Consider the following 13,811-nt stretch of genomic DNA (forward strand, 5'->3'; position numbering starts at 1 on the left):
CGATTCTCCGGGCCGCGCCGACACGTTTCGAACCCAGCGCTCACCCCCGTCATGTCCGTTTCCGACTCCGCTTCCGCCCAGGCCGCCCAGCTGCGCCACCATTTCGCGCACGTCGTCTTGCCGATCTGGCGGGGTTCAGGGTTCGACCAGACATTACAGTTGCCGTTCGAAGCCGTCGATCCGGCCACCCACGCGCCGCTGCCCGTGACCCGTTATCGCGCCATGGCCTGCGCACGGCAACTGTTCGTGTTCGCGCAGGCCGGCGACACCGCGCACGCGGCCACGCTGTTCGACGCGCTGGGCCGGCGCTTTCGCGACCCGCGCCACGGTGGCTGGATCTACAGCGTCGACGCGCAGGGCGCGCCGCTCGACACGACCAAGGATCTCTACACGCACGCATTCATCGTGTTCGCGTGCGCCGCGTGGTATGCGGCGTCGGGCGACACCGCCGCGCGCCAGGCAGCCGAAGAGACCGCCGCGCTGATTCAGGATCGTTTCGCGCCACGCCCCGGCGACGCGCGGCTCGATGCGGCGCGCCATACCGATTTCTCGTCATCCGGCAGCGGAGCGCTGCAGAATCCGCTGATGCACCTGACCGAAGCCTGGCTCGCGGCTGCCGATGCATTCGGCGATGCGGCGTTCGACGACGCGCTCGCGCGCACCGCGCAGGCCATCGAGCACACGTTCGTCGACGCGGCAACCGGCTGCGTGGCCGAGCTGCCGCTCGGCGCGGCCGACAACCGTTTCGAGCCCGGCCATCAGTTCGAATGGTTCTATCTGGTCGATGCGGCCGGTGCGCGGCTCGCGCAGACCGGGCTCCCCGGCGCGCTGGCGCGCGCGTTCGTGTTCGCGGAGCAATACGGCGTCGATCCGCAGACGGGCGGCGTCTGTGCGGCGCTCGACGCGCAAGGCGCGTGCATCGACGGCACGCAGCGGATCTGGGCGCAGACCGAATACCTGCGCGCGCTCGCGACGCACGGCGGCACGCCGGCCTCCGCGCCGCTCGCGCGGCAGATCGAGCAGTTCGCCGCGCGCTTCCTGCATCCGCGCGGCTGGTTCGAGTGCAAGACGGCGGACGGGCAGGTGGCGCGCGCCGACATGCCGTCGACGACGCCCTACCACCTCGCGACCGCCTACGCGGCGCTGCCGGCCGGCGCGTAACCCGTCTCGGCGAACGACGGCGCCGCGCGCTCGCCGCGTGCGGCGCGGCCATCGCCCAGTTCGAACACCGACACCGCCTGCATCAGGTGCGCGGTCTGGTCGTTCAGCGACGCGGCCGCCGCCGCGACCTCCTCCACCAGCGCCGCGTTCTGCTGCGTGAGCTGATCCATCTGCGTGACGGCCTGATTCACCTGCTCGATCCCGACGCTCTGCTCGACCGACGCCGCGGTGATCTCGGACATCGTCTGCACGACGCGCGTGATCGACGCCGACACCGTCCGCATCGCGTCGCCGGCACGCTCGACGAGCTCCGCGCCGCCATTGATCTGCGCGACCGAATCCTCGATCAGCGACTTGATTTCCTTCGCCGATTGCGCACTGCGCTGCGCGAGCGAGCGCACTTCGCCCGCGACGACCGCGAAGCCGCGCCCCTGTTCACCGGCCCGCGCGGCCTCGACGGCCGCGTTTAGCGCAAGGATGTTGGTCTGGAACGCGATGCCGTCGATCACCGAGATGATCTCCGCGATCCGCCCCGAGCTCTGCGCGATGCCGCGCATCCGGTCGATCACGCTGTCGACCACGCCGCCGCCGTGGCTCGTCGCCTCGAGCGCCGCATCGGCCAGCGCGCTCGCCGCGCGTGCGCTGTCGGTGTTCTGCCGGACGGTCGCCGTCAGTTCCTCCATGCTCGCGGCCGTTTCCTCGAGCGATGCGGCCTGGGTGCCGGTGCGCGCCGACAGGTCGGCGTTGCCGCCCGCGATCTCGCCCGCGCCGAGGTGGATCGCGTCGGACGCGTGGCGCACCGTGCGCACGGTGCCCGCGATGCTCGTCTGCATCGCGGCGAGGCTACGCAGCATCCGGTCGATCTCGAACACGCCGCCCGCCCGCACGACTTCATCGAGCCGGCCCTGCGCGATCCGCTCGAAATGGCGGCCGGCTTCCTCCAGCGGTGCGACGACCGCGCGCCGCGCGGCTGCGTAGATCGCCGCGCTCGCGACGAGCATCGCCACCAGCAGCACGATGCCGACCGACTTGAACCAGAGCATGCCGCCATCGATCGTGTCGAGCGCCGTGCGGCTCGACGTGCCGCCATAGTCGGTGAAGCGATGCAGCTCGGCGATATAGGCGTCCTGGATGCTCTGCGTCGGCTGGTCGAGGAAGGCCTGGATGTTGTCGGCATCGAGGAACTGCACGAGTTCGCCCAGCGCGCCGCGCAGTGCGCGATAGCGCTCGGCGAGTGCCGCGACGCGCGCGCGGTTGGTATCGTCGACCGGCTGCGCGGCCGTCAGCGCGGCGAACGCCTTGTCCGCCTCCGCGAGCGAAGCGCCGGCATGGCGGATGATGTCTTCCGGCTTCGGGCCGCCGCGCACCATCCGCGTGCCGGCGCGCGACAGGTTGATGCGCGCGTCGAGCAGCTGCTGGGTCGCCTGGCTGGCCGCGTCGACCTGCGCGATCGCGACGTTCGACAGATCGTCGACGCCGCTGCGCGTCGACTTGAGCGCCCAGAAACCGAGCGCCTCGATCGCGAACAGGAAGAGGCAGAACACGGTCAACACGCCGAGCAGACCCGACGCGAGCTTGATTTTTCCGAACATGGGGGAATTCCTGAAAGCGGACGATGAGGCAATGCCCCGGCATTAGCGGCATTTCTTCGTCGGACTTTAGGAATGGACGGCGGCAAAGTGCGCGTTGCCCGCGCATTCCCGCCGAATGGCCCGCAAACGGGGAAGTCTACGGCATTCGACGCAATAATCGCGTCGCATCGCACCAGAAATCGCACGAAACGCGGACGAATTTCCTTGCTTATCCGCAGCCCCCTTCCTAGAGTTCAGCGCAAGCGGGCACTCATTTCGAAGGAAGTTCGATGACCGACATCACGGATCACGCGCGCGGCGCATTGCGTGCGCAACCGTTCAGCATGCTGCTGGGCACGGAGCTGATGCATATCGGCGACAACGAAGTGTCGCTGTGCCTGCCCGTGCGCGAGGAACTGCGGCAGCAGCACGGTTTCGTGCACGGCGGCGTCATCAGCTACCTCGCGGACAACGCGCTGACGTTCGCCGGCGCGCTCGTGCTCGGCCCGCGCGTGATCACCGCCGAATACAAGATCAACTACCTGCGGCCGGCCGTGAGCGGCACGCTCGTCGCCCGCGCGAAGCTCGTCTATGCGGGCCGGCACCAGGCGACCTGCCAGTGTCATGTGTTCGTCATCGACGGCGATCACGAGCGGCTCGTCGCGATCGCGCAGGGCACGATCAACCGTGTCGGCGACGGCAAGATGCCGGATGCGCCGGAGGAAACGGCGTGAGCGGTTCCCCGCGCTTGAAGGATCGCCCGTTCATCCAGAAGACGATGAGCGCGTAGACGAGCCGAGCGGTCAGATAGGCGGACAAGCTTGCCGCTTCCATGTGCCGCACATGTGGTTCTAACGCTTCATCGCGGCAAGATAGACCGCATCGCGCTCACGTCGACCGACCGCCACGACCAGTACGAGCACTTCCGAATCGCGCACTTCGTATACAAGCCGGTAACCGACGCTGCGCAGCTTGATCTTGTAGCGGTCCGGATGACCCCGCAGCTTTGCAGACAGTATCCGAGGATTCTCGAGCCGCTCGGCGAGCCGGCATTTGAACTGGTCGCGAACGGTGCGATCGAGCATCGTCCGCTCCTTCAGCGCCGGTTCGAGAAATTGAAGTTCAAAGGTCGTTCAGCTTGACTTTGACGACTTTCCCCTTGGTGCGCTTGTCGACCAGCGCGTTGTCTCCGATATCCTCCAGACGTTCGACCATCGCCTCCCATGTCGTCACCGGGACGCAATAGAACGCGGGCTCGTTGCGATTCAGAATTGCAACCGGGAAACCTTCTCCCGCCGCGACCGTGCCCATCGGGTTCCGCTTCAGTTCCGAAACGCTCGCGATAACGTTGGCCAGAATGGTATGAGGCATATCAACTCCCTCTTCTACAGAACGGCGGTTGCATCTAATTTGGCACCAAATTCAGCACCATAGCTGGCGCCCTCCACTCGCGAAGCCTTGCAGTGAAGTACATTTCGCGACCAGTTCGACGACCTCGACATGCCGGCGTGCCTACTCCGCCCCATCCCCCGCCAACGGCAGAAACCGCGGCGCCACGCGCGCCCGCACGTTGCCATTGTCATCCGTCCGATAGATCCCGCGCGCCGCGTTGTGCGGATGCGCGGCCGCGTCAGCCATGCTCAGCACCGGCGCGAAACACGCATCGGTGCCTTCGAGCAGCGCACGCCAGTGCGCGGACGGCTGCTGCGCGAACACGTCGGCGAAGCGGGCCTTCAGCGCGGGCCAGCGCGCGCGATCGTACTGCGACGCCGGATCGACGTCGGTCAACCCGAGCCGTTCGACCAGCAGCGCATAGAACGGCGGCTCGAGCGCGCCGATCGTCACGCATTCGCCATCCGCGCAGCGGTACACGTCGTAGAACGGCGCGTCGTGAAAGAGGCTCGGCTGCGCCCCGTCGAGCTGCCCGTTCGCGCGCGCCCACAGCGCAAGTGAACCAAGCATCGACACGATATCGACGATCGCGCCGTCAACCACGCGCCCCGGCCCGCCGCCGCGTACGTCGAACAGCGCGCAGACGATCCCGAACGCGAGCCCGAGCGCGCCGCCCGCATCGCCGACGACGGTCGGCGGCACCCCCGGCCGGCCGTCGCGCGGCGCGGACAGCGACAGCAGCCCCGTCAACGCGACGTAGTTCAGGTCGTGCCCTGCCGCAGCCGCCAGCGGGCCATGCTGGCCCCAGCCGGTCATCCGCCCGTACACGAGCGTCGGATGGCGGCGCGCGCAATCGTCGGGCCCGAGGCCGAGCCGCTCCATCACGCCGGGCCGCAGGCCCTCGATCAGCGCATCGGCCTGCGCGACCAGGTCGAGCGCGGCCTCGCGGCCGGCTGGCGACTTCAGGTCGAGTTCGACGATCGTCTTGCCTTCGCGCAGCAGGTCGCCGTCGCTGGCCTTCAACGCATCCGGCGCGCTCGTGCGGCCGGCCGGGCGCGCGATCAGCGTGATCCGCGCGCCCATCCCGGCGAGTATCCAGCCCGCCAGCGGGCCGGGGCCAAGCCCTTCGAATTCGACGATGTGGATGCCGGAAAGCGGCGTGTTCAATGACATGGCGACCTCGCTGGAATGCAGCCGGAACAGGAGCAACGAAACCTCCCGATTCTATGCGAATGCCTGCGCGCGCCAACGTCAGCCGGCTAGCCCGCTGCGGCATCCGGCCGCTGCCCGGCCAGCGCCTCCCGCATCGCCCGCACGATCGCGTCGCGCTGCGCGTCGATCCGCTCGACCGGCCCGGCCACCCCCATGGCCAGCGGCAGGCCGTTCCAGCCGTCCGCGATCACCATCGAGATCATCGCGGCGCCCTGCGTGACCGTGTTCGCCGAATAGGAATAGCCGAACCGGCGCGTCTGTTCGACCTTGTCGAGCACGACATCCTCGTCGATCGTCCGGCCCGACTTGCCGAGCCGGCGCATGCTGCGCGACACGAGCCGGCGGATCGTGCTGTCCGGCTGGAGGCTCAGCAGCGCCCAGCCGAGGCTCGACATGCAGATCTCGCGACGCGTGCCGATCGGCGCGTAGAACTGGATCGGAAGCGTATGCGCGCCCTCGACCGCATCGATGTACTGCACGTACAGGTCGCTCTGCACCGCGATCACGACGGCCTCGCGCGTACGGACCGCCAGCCGCTTTGCGACGGCATGCCAGTACCGCCGGCTGCCTGCCGTCGAATCGACGAGCGCTTCGCCGAGATTGACGAGCCGCGCAGTGGGCGCATACGTATGGGTGGCGTCGTCGTACGCGAGATAGCCGAGCGCCTTCATGCTGGTCAGCAGCGCCGCCGCGCTCGACCCCGGATAGCCGCAGCGCGTGGCGATCTCCCGCACGCTCAGCGGCCGCTGCAATGCGCTGAACAGCTCCAGCACTTCAAACACGCGCGCCGCGCTCTTGACCACGTTTCCGCTCATCCCGCCGCCTCCTCACGCCACCGGGCGAGCGTTCCACGTATGTGGAACGGAATTTCCCGGCGCCAACCGTCGTGACGATACTAGGCTTCGGCCCGCGGCGTGAAGTCGCGCGGCACGGAACACTCGGAGACACCATGACAGCCTTTCTGATCCGTGAACGGCAGGGACCGATCCTGACCGTCACGATGAACCGTCCGGAAACACGCAACGCCATTTCGGACAACGATGCGATCGACGCACTGACCGAATGCTGCGACGACGCGAACCGCGACGAATCGATCCGCGTGCTGGTCCTGACCGGTGCCGGCACGACGTTCTCGTCGGGCGGCAACGTGAAGGCGATGCGTGCGTTCATGGAATCGGACCCGCACGACCTCGCCGCGATCCGGACAAGCTATCGCCGCGGCATCCAGCGCATTGCGCACGCGTTCCAGCACCTCGAAGTGCCGGCCATCGCGGCGATCAACGGCCCGGCCATCGGCGCCGGCACCGATCTCGCGTGCATGTGCGACATCCGCATCGCCGCCGAACGTGCCCGCTTCGCCGAGAGCTTCATCGCCCTCGGCCTCGTGCCCGGTGACGGCGGTGCGTGGTTCCTGCCGCAGATCGTCGGCGCCGCCGTCGCCGCGGAAATGTCGTTCACGGGCGATGCGCTGGACGCACAGGCTGCGCTGCGCTGCGGGCTCGTGTCGCGTGTCGTTCCCGACGGCGACCTCCTTGCGCACGCGCTTGAACTGGCCGGCCGCATCGCCCGGCATTCGGGCACCGCGTTGCGCCTGACCAAGCGGCTGCTGCGCGAAGGCCGCCACGCGAGCCTCGACACGCTGCTCGACCTGTCGGCGTCGTACCAGGCGTTCGCGCACGCCACCCCCGAACACCGCGAAGCCGTGAACGCACTGTTCGCCGCGCGCGGTTGAATCCGCGACGCATCGCATGCCGGCGTGCCGGCCACCCGAATTCCACATCGAAGGAAACATCGTCATGACAAGCAGTACCGAAGGCGCACTCGCAGGCGTGCGCGTGGTCGACCTGAGCCGCGTCTACGCGGGGCCGTTCTGCGCGCAGACGCTCGCCGACCACGGCGCGGACGTCATCAAGATCGAACCGCCGCAAGGCGACGAAACGCGCGACTGGGGGCCCGCGATGCCGAGCGGCATCTCCAGCTACTACTGGGGGCTCAACCGCAACAAGCGCAATCTCGCGCTCGACCTGTCGCATCCGGACGGCCGCGACGTGCTGTTCCGCCTGCTCGACACGGCCGACGTGCTGATCGACAACTTCAAGCAGGGCACGCTCGAACGCTGGGGCATCGGCTACGACGACTGCCTGCGCGAGCGCTTCCCGCGCCTCGTCCACTGCTCGATCTCCGGATACGGCACCGGCGGCCCGCTGGCTCGGTTTCCGGGCTACGACGCCGTCGCGCAGGGCCTCGCCGGCTTCATGTCGATCAACGGTGAGCCGGGTGGTATGCCGCTCAAGGTGCCGTTCCCGGTCGTCGATTACGCGGCGGGCCTGAGCGCCGTGTCGAGCGTCCTGCTCGCGCTGGTCGAACGGACCCGCTCCGGCCTCGGGCAGCACGTCGACATCGACCTGTTCAGCACCGCGCTGTCGATGCTGCATCCGGTCAGCACGACCTGGATGGCAACCGGTGACGTGCCCGTCGCGACAGGCAACGTGTATGCCGCGATCGCGCCGTACGGCGTCTATCCGTGCAAGGACAAGCCGATCTCGACCGGCGCCGGCAACAACCGCACGTTCGCGCGGCTCGTCGAAACGCTCGGCGTGCCCGAGCTGGCGTGCGATCCGCGGTTCGCGACCAACGCGAAGCGCGTCGCGCATCGCGATGCGCTCGATACGCTGCTCGGCCAGTTGACCGCCGAACTGCATGCCGACGACATCGTCGAGCGGCTGCTGAACGCCGGCGTCGCGACGGGCCCGGTGAACACCATCGCCGATGCATTCGGCCACCCGCAAGCCGCGCACAACGCGATGTTCGTCAAGACCGACACCTACACCGGCGCGGGCGTCCCCGCGAAACTCTCGCGCACGCCCGGATCGATACGCCGGCCGCCGCAGCCATTCGCCGCCGACACCGACGCCGTGCTCGACACGCTCGGCATCGACGCGGCCAGCCGGGATGCGCTGCGGCAAGCGGGCGTGCTCCACGACACGCGTGCGGACGCCACCGGGAGCGCGTCATGACCCCATCCGGCTCGTTCTCTTCGCTGACGGGCGACGACGCCCCGTCGATCCTGCGCAACGACGACAGCGGCATCGCGTGGCTGACGATCCATCGTCCGCACGTCGCCAATGCGCTGTCCGCCGAAGCGATCCGGCGGCTGTGCGACGAACTCGTCACGCTCGACGACAACCCGTCGATTCGCGTCATCGTGATCCGCGGGGCGGGCGAACGCGCGTTCAGCGCGGGCGTCGATCTCGGCGACCCCGAGATGCGCGGGATGCAGCCGATGCGCGGGCTCGCACGCAACGTGCACGAGCTGATCCTCGAGCTGCGCAAGCCGACCATCGCGGCAGTCAACGGCTACGCCATCGGCGGCGGCTGCGAGATCGCGCTCGCCTGCGACCTGCGGATCGCCGCCGATCACGCGTATTTCGCGCTACCCGAAGCACGCGTCGGCATGGGCGCGAACTTCGCGAGCGTGCTGCTGCCGCGCATGCTGCCGCGCGCGATCGCGATGGAGCTGCTGTTCACGGGCCGCCGCTTCGACGCAGACGAGGCGCAGCGCGCCGGGTTGCTGAACCGCGTCGTCCCCGGCGCCGCACTCGACGACACCGTGCGCGAACTGGCGCAGACGATCGCCGGGAACGCGCCGCTCACGATCCGCCGCATCAAGGAAACCGCGACCCGCAGCCAGGGGTTGCCGGTGGCCGCCGCGCTGCGGCTGGACGTCGGCCCCGACGTCTATGCGAGCGAGGACCGGATCGAGGGCGCCCGCGCGTTCCTCGAGAAGCGCAAGCCGGTATTCAAGGGGCGCTGAGCCCGACGCAACACGGCGGCATCACGCGCGCAACCGCTCCCAGAACGCGGGCGCGCGAAAAAAACATGGAACGGAGACACCTTCATGCAACGGAAAGCATTCCTGGTCGGCGCGTGCGTGCTATGCGCCACATCGGCGCACGCGTCGTCGGTCACGTTATACGGGGTGGTCGACAGCTACGTCGAATTCGATCGCGTCGGCAGTCTGTCGAGCGTGCGGCAAAGCGGCGGCGGATCGTCGACGAGCCGGTTCGGACTGACGGGCGTCGAGGATCTCGGCGGCGGCACGTCGACGAAGTTCGTGCTGGAAAGCGGCTTCTCGCCGGCCGACGGGTCGTTCCAGGGCGGCACGCTGTTCTACCGGCAGGCCTATGTCGCGATGCAGAACGCGCGCTACGGCGACCTCCGGCTCGGCCGGCAATACACGCCTTTGTTCTACGTCGTCTATGACGGCGATCCGTTCGGGCTCAACGAACGGCTGTCGCCGCTCGCGCTGCTCGCGACGTCGACGGACACGATCACCAGCAACACGACGCCGCCGATTCCGCGCTTCAACCAGGCGGCGTCGTACCTGAGCCCTGACTGGAACGGCCTGCGCGTGATGGCCACGTACGGCTTCCCGACGCCGAACGCGCTGTCCACGCAGGCCGGCCGCAACTATGGCGCGGGGCTCCAGTACCGGATCGGCGGGCTCTACGTCGGCGCCGGCTTCCAGGGCGACACGTCGGCCGGCAACCTGTCGCCCGTCGTGTCCCCGTCGACGACCCGCCACTACGTGTTCGCGGCCAACTACGCGTTCGCGCACGTCAAGCTGTACGCCGCGTTTCTCTACAGCGTCAGCACGGCGCCGAACCTGCCCGCGTTCTCGACCGCGAGTGCCGGCGCGTCGATCGACGTCGGCGCGCTCGATCGCGTGCTCGTCTCGGTCGTGCGCCGCGACGTGAAAGGCTCCGCGAACGACGCGACCGCGCTCGGCATCGGGTACGACCACCCGCTGTCGAAGCGGACCTCGCTCTACGCACGCTATCTCTACATGAAGAACGGCGGCGATGCCCGCAACACGGTCGTCGTCGGCCTGCAGCCGCAACCGGGCGGCACCGAGCAGGTGTTCGCGCTCGGCCTCGTTCACCGCTTCTGACGGAGTGCTCATGACCCCAACCCTTTCGACCCACCCGGCCGCAGCGGACGATGGCGCGACGCCGGCGCTCTACCGCCGGATCTCGCGCCGGCTGCTGCCGTTCCTGATCCTTTGCTACACGCTGTCGTTCATCGACCGGATCAACATCGGCTTCGCGCACGCGCAGATGGCGGCCGAACTGCACTTCTCCGACGCCGTCTACGGGCTCGGCGCAGGCATCTTCTTCATCGGCTACATGGCGCTCGAGATTCCGAGCAACGCGCTGCTTGCGCGGATCGGCGCGCGCAGGACGATCGCCCGGATCATGGTGCTGTGGGGGCTCGGCTCGGCCGCGACGATGTTCGTCACGACGCCCGCGCAGTTCTACGCATGCCGCTTCCTGCTGGGTGTGTTCGAGGCCGGCTTCTTCCCCGGCATCCTGTTCTATCTCGGCGCATGGTATCCGCCGAAGCAGCGCGCGAAAGCGTTCGCGCTCTTCATGACCGCGCTGTACCTCGCGGGGATGATCGCCGGCCCCGTGTCGGGCGCGATCCTGTCGTACTTCGACGGCGCCGCCGGCCTGAGCGGCTGGCAATGGCTGTTCCTCGTGGAAGGACTGCCGAGCAGCGTGCTCGGCTTCGTCGCACTGCGTTTCCTCGACGACCGGCCGGACGACGCGCGCTGGCTGTCGGACGCCGACAAGGCCGCGCTGCGCGCCGCGCATACGCAGGCTGAAGCCGGCACGCCGGAGGCGAACATGGCCCGCCCGCTGCTCGCGCACCGCGATTTCTGGCTGCTGTGCACGGGCAATTTCGCGATCGCGGCCGCCGGCTATGCGCTGGTGTTCTGGATGCCCGTGATTCTTCATCGCGGCGGCCTGCATGGCGCGATGCAGATCGGGCTGCTGTCCGCGCTGCCCTACCTGTGCGGGATCGTCGGCATGCTCGGGATGGGCTGGCGCACCGAACGCCGGCGCGAATGGCGCGGGCACGGCGCATTCGCAATGATCGCGTGCGCAGCGGCGCTCGTCGGGCTGGCGCGCGTCACCGGCACGACGCCCATGTTGATCGCCCTCTGCGTCGCGGTCGCGACGCACGCCGCGACGTTACCGGCGTTCTGGGTGCTGCCCGGGCTCGCGCTGCCGAAGCGCTCGATGGCGGTCGCGATCGCGGCGATCACGATGTCCGGCGCGATCGGCGGGTTCGCGAGTCCGTTCCTGATGGGCGTGCTCAACACGGCCACCGGGTCGATGCGCGGCGGACTCTATTTCAACGCCGCGCTGCTCGCAGCCGGTGCCGTCGCGTTGCTGTTCACGCTGCGCGCCCGCGCATCGTCTCGTCCGGACGCGGGCTGACCGCGTCGGCATTTCCTTCCTCACCCTCATCGACTCTCATGAATTTCGAACTCGAACTCGACCACCGGATGATCCGGGACCTCGTCGCACGCTTCGTGAAGGACGAACTGATTCCGCTCGAAGCGGCCGTGATGGCGCGCGAGGCCGACGGCCAGCGCTTCGGGCTGCTCGACGACGAGCGCGCGCACCTCGACGAGCGCTCGCGGCAGCTCGGCCTGTGGGGGCTCGACGCGCCGCTCGATGCGGGCGGCGCCGACCTGCCGGCCGTCGCGATGGTCGGCGTGAACGAAGCGATCGGCACGACCGTGACCCCGTACATCCTGCCGCCGGACTCACCGAACCTGCGGATGCTGTGCGAAGTGGCCGACGACGCGCAGCGCGCGCGCTATCTCGACCCGTACGCACGCGGCGCCACGCGTGCGGCGATGGCGATCTCCGAGCCGGGCGCCGGCTCGGATCCGGGCGCGTTGTCCACGACGGCCGTGCGTGACGGCGACAGCTGGGTGCTGAACGGCCGCAAGATCTGGATCAGCCATGCGACCGAAGCCGACTGGACGATCGTGATGGCGCTCACCGATCGAAGCAAGGGCAAGCGCGGCGGCATGTCGGCGTTCATCGTCGAGCGCGACACGCCGGGCTTCATCATCGAACGCCGGATCCCGATGATCGGCGGGCTGTCCACGTATGAAATCGTGCTGGAGAACTGCCGCATTCCCGCCGCGCAACTGCTGGGCCGGGAAGGCGCCGGGTTCGCGCCGATGCAGGCACGGCTCGCGAACCGGCGGCTGGAGATGGCCGCCTGGTGCATCGGCCGCGCCGAGCGCGCGGTGGCGATGCTGTGCGACCATGCGAAACAGCGCACGACCTTCGGTGTGCCGCTCGCGGAACGCCAGGCTGTCCAGTGGTGGGTCGCCGACGCACTCACGCAGATCCACGCGTGCCGCCTCATGACCTACGAAGCGGCCGCGCGCGTGGATGCCGGGCAGGATGCGCGCACGCAGATCTCGATGGTCAAGGTGTTCGCAACCGAAATGGCATCGAGCGTCATCGATCATGCGATGCAGACGCTCGGCGCGATGGGCATGACGAAGGAAATGCCGTTACAGCAGATGGCCAGCGAAGCGCGGTTGATGCGCATCTTCGAAGGCCCGACCGAGGTACACCGTTGGGTCGTCGCGCGCAGCGTGCTGTGAACGCGGGGCCCACCGCCACGATGGAGCCATGCGTTGGATACCCTGCAACTCGTTGATCCTGAAATCCGCCCGCTGCTCGCGGTCTGGCCGACCGTCACGCTCAGCGCCGACAACCTCGCGCAGTCGCGCGAACGCGTGCTGCCGCTGCCACCGCCCGACCTCGCCGGCAGCACCCTCGAACGCCGTGCCGTGCCTGGTCCCGCCGGCGCGCCGGACGTTCCGGTCCTCGTCTACCGGCCCGAGGCCGGCGCGCGCCCGCTCCCGGCGATCGTCCACATGCACGGCGGCGGCTACGTGCGCGGCGCGGCGAAGGATCTCGAGGCGGTACACCGGTCGCTCGTGACGCAGCTCGGCTGCGCGCTGATCTCGATCGACTACCGCCTTGCGCCGGAAACCGTGTTTCCCGGCGCGATCGAGGACTGCTACGCGGCGCTCGCGTGGGTCTTCCGCCAGGCCGATGCACTCGGCATCGACCCGGCGCGGATCGGCGTGGCAGGCGAAAGCGCGGGCGGCGGGCTCGCCGCCGCGCTGGCGCTGCTGGCACGCGACCGCGGCGAATACCGGCTCGCGTTCCAGCATCTGATCTATCCGATGCTCGACGATCGCACCTGCACGCGCGCGCCGCATCCGCATGCCGGCGAGTTCGTCTGGCATGCGGCCAACAACCGGTTCGGCTGGAGCGCGTTGCTCGGTCATGCGCCGGGCCTCGACGGCGTGTCGCCATATGCCGCCGCCGCACGCGCCACACGGCTCGACGGCCTGCCGCCCGCGTTCCTGTCGGTCGGCTCGCTCGACCTGTTCCTCGACGAAAATCTCGACTACGCGCAGCGCCTGCTTCGCGCGGGCGTGCCGACCGAACTGCACGTGCTCCCCGGCGGCGTGCATGGTTTCGACATCGTGCCCGGCGCGCGCGTGTCCGAAACGGCGCGCCGCCTCAGCCACGATGCGCTGCGCCGGTTCCTGCACGGATGACAAAAACGACGCGGGCGGCCGAAGCC

13 protein-coding genes and 1 pseudogene are annotated in these 13,811 nt (G+C 68.9%); 9 read left to right on the forward strand and 5 right to left on the reverse strand.

The features are described 5' to 3' along the window. Nucleotides 1-51 precede the first annotated feature (51 nt). Nucleotides 52-1,161, forward strand: a complete 1,110-nt coding sequence (locus LGN19_RS24205) for an AGE family epimerase/isomerase (RefSeq protein ID WP_226217534.1) — start codon at nucleotides 52-54, stop codon at nucleotides 1,159-1,161. Here LGN19_RS24205 and LGN19_RS24210 read toward each other — a convergent pair. Continuing rightward, nucleotides 1,134-2,753, reverse strand: coding sequence for a methyl-accepting chemotaxis protein (locus LGN19_RS24210; protein ID WP_226217536.1), 1,620 nt, complete (start codon nucleotides 2,751-2,753; stop codon nucleotides 1,134-1,136). The two genes, LGN19_RS24205 and LGN19_RS24210, sit on opposite strands and share 28 nt — an antisense overlap. A gap of 269 nt (nucleotides 2,754-3,022) precedes the next feature. Here LGN19_RS24210 and LGN19_RS24215 point away from each other — a divergent pair, with 269 nt between their 5' ends. Then, complete coding sequence (locus LGN19_RS24215) at nucleotides 3,023-3,466, forward strand: PaaI family thioesterase (protein ID WP_122948244.1); 444 nt, start codon at nucleotides 3,023-3,025, stop codon at nucleotides 3,464-3,466. A gap of 117 nt (nucleotides 3,467-3,583) precedes the next feature. On the opposite strand, the pseudogene LGN19_RS24220 reads toward LGN19_RS24215, so the two are convergent. The 4 genes and pseudogenes from LGN19_RS24220 to LGN19_RS24235 all read right to left on the reverse strand — a co-directional run. Then, a pseudogene (locus tag LGN19_RS24220) lies at nucleotides 3,584-3,862 on the reverse strand (type II toxin-antitoxin system RelE family toxin); the annotation flags it as partial. Next, complete coding sequence (locus LGN19_RS24225; protein ID WP_174957857.1) at nucleotides 3,855-4,103, reverse strand: type II toxin-antitoxin system Phd/YefM family antitoxin; 249 nt, start codon at nucleotides 4,101-4,103, stop codon at nucleotides 3,855-3,857. The gene LGN19_RS24225 and the pseudogene LGN19_RS24220, both read right to left, overlap by 8 nt. A 141-nt stretch (nucleotides 4,104-4,244) precedes the next feature. Continuing rightward, nucleotides 4,245-5,297 carry a CaiB/BaiF CoA transferase family protein gene (locus LGN19_RS24230; protein ID WP_226217538.1) on the reverse strand — a complete coding sequence of 351 codons (1,053 nt, stop codon included), beginning with the start codon at nucleotides 5,295-5,297 and terminating at the stop codon, nucleotides 4,245-4,247. A gap of 86 nt (nucleotides 5,298-5,383) precedes the next feature. Next, complete coding sequence (locus tag LGN19_RS24235) at nucleotides 5,384-6,151, reverse strand: IclR family transcriptional regulator (RefSeq protein WP_226217540.1); 768 nt, start codon at nucleotides 6,149-6,151, stop codon at nucleotides 5,384-5,386. Nucleotides 6,152-6,285: 134 nt separating this feature from the next. On the opposite strand from LGN19_RS24235, the gene LGN19_RS24240 reads away from it, so the two are divergent. From LGN19_RS24240 to LGN19_RS24270, 7 genes are all read left to right on the forward strand, one after another. Next, nucleotides 6,286-7,068, forward strand: a complete 783-nt coding sequence (locus tag LGN19_RS24240; protein WP_122948248.1) for a crotonase/enoyl-CoA hydratase family protein — start codon at nucleotides 6,286-6,288, stop codon at nucleotides 7,066-7,068. A 64-nt stretch (nucleotides 7,069-7,132) separates the two neighbouring features. Then, the gene (locus tag LGN19_RS24245; RefSeq protein ID WP_226217543.1) at nucleotides 7,133-8,353 is read left to right on the forward strand and encodes a CaiB/BaiF CoA transferase family protein; all 1,221 of its coding nucleotides are present in this window, start codon (nucleotides 7,133-7,135) and stop codon (nucleotides 8,351-8,353) included. Next, on the forward strand, nucleotides 8,350-9,150 hold the full coding sequence (locus tag LGN19_RS24250) for an enoyl-CoA hydratase/isomerase family protein (protein ID WP_226217546.1): 801 nt from the start codon (nucleotides 8,350-8,352) through the stop codon (nucleotides 9,148-9,150). Before LGN19_RS24245 ends, LGN19_RS24250 begins: the two co-directional genes overlap by 4 nt. A gap of 84 nt (nucleotides 9,151-9,234) precedes the next feature. Beyond that, nucleotides 9,235-10,287 carry a porin gene (locus tag LGN19_RS24255; RefSeq protein ID WP_226217548.1) on the forward strand — a complete coding sequence of 351 codons (1,053 nt, stop codon included), beginning with the start codon at nucleotides 9,235-9,237 and terminating at the stop codon, nucleotides 10,285-10,287. A 10-nt stretch (nucleotides 10,288-10,297) separates the two neighbouring features. Then, a complete protein-coding gene (locus tag LGN19_RS24260; protein ID WP_226217550.1) occupies nucleotides 10,298-11,620 on the forward strand; it encodes an MFS transporter in 1,323 nt (440 codons plus the stop codon). A gap of 38 nt (nucleotides 11,621-11,658) precedes the next feature. Continuing rightward, nucleotides 11,659-12,813 carry an acyl-CoA dehydrogenase family protein gene (locus LGN19_RS24265; protein ID WP_122948252.1) on the forward strand — a complete coding sequence of 385 codons (1,155 nt, stop codon included), beginning with the start codon at nucleotides 11,659-11,661 and terminating at the stop codon, nucleotides 12,811-12,813. A gap of 33 nt (nucleotides 12,814-12,846) precedes the next feature. Next, entirely contained in the window at nucleotides 12,847-13,785 is a 939-nt protein-coding gene (locus LGN19_RS24270; protein ID WP_226217552.1) for an alpha/beta hydrolase, read from the forward strand. The last annotated feature ends 26 nt before the right edge of the window (nucleotides 13,786-13,811 follow it).

It is taken from the genome of Burkholderia sp. AU30198 (assembly GCF_020419825.1).
Classification (GTDB): Bacteria; Pseudomonadota; Gammaproteobacteria; order Burkholderiales; family Burkholderiaceae; genus Burkholderia.

Bases quoted from the DNA above. Each gene is read 5' to 3' on its own strand.
- LGN19_RS24215 (WP_122948244.1), top strand. From the start codon at position 3,023: ATGACCGACATCACGGATCACGCGCGCGGCGCATTGCGTGCGCAACCG.
- LGN19_RS24240 (WP_122948248.1), top strand. From the start codon at position 6,286: ATGACAGCCTTTCTGATCCGTGAACGGCAGGGACCGATCCTGACCGTC.
- LGN19_RS24255 (WP_226217548.1), top strand. From the start codon at position 9,235: ATGCAACGGAAAGCATTCCTGGTCGGCGCGTGCGTGCTATGCGCCACA.
- LGN19_RS24245 (WP_226217543.1), top strand. From the start codon at position 7,133: ATGACAAGCAGTACCGAAGGCGCACTCGCAGGCGTGCGCGTGGTCGAC.
- LGN19_RS24205 (WP_226217534.1), top strand. From the start codon at position 52: ATGTCCGTTTCCGACTCCGCTTCCGCCCAGGCCGCCCAGCTGCGCCAC.
- LGN19_RS24230 (WP_226217538.1), bottom strand. From the start codon at position 5,297: ATGTCATTGAACACGCCGCTTTCCGGCATCCACATCGTCGAATTCGAA.
- LGN19_RS24225 (WP_174957857.1), bottom strand. From the start codon at position 4,103: ATGCCTCATACCATTCTGGCCAACGTTATCGCGAGCGTTTCGGAACTG.
- LGN19_RS24210 (WP_226217536.1), bottom strand. From the start codon at position 2,753: ATGTTCGGAAAAATCAAGCTCGCGTCGGGTCTGCTCGGCGTGTTGACC.
- LGN19_RS24235 (WP_226217540.1), bottom strand. From the start codon at position 6,151: ATGAGCGGAAACGTGGTCAAGAGCGCGGCGCGCGTGTTTGAAGTGCTG.
- LGN19_RS24265 (WP_122948252.1), top strand. From the start codon at position 11,659: ATGAATTTCGAACTCGAACTCGACCACCGGATGATCCGGGACCTCGTC.
- LGN19_RS24250 (WP_226217546.1), top strand. From the start codon at position 8,350: ATGACCCCATCCGGCTCGTTCTCTTCGCTGACGGGCGACGACGCCCCG.
- LGN19_RS24260 (WP_226217550.1), top strand. From the start codon at position 10,298: ATGACCCCAACCCTTTCGACCCACCCGGCCGCAGCGGACGATGGCGCG.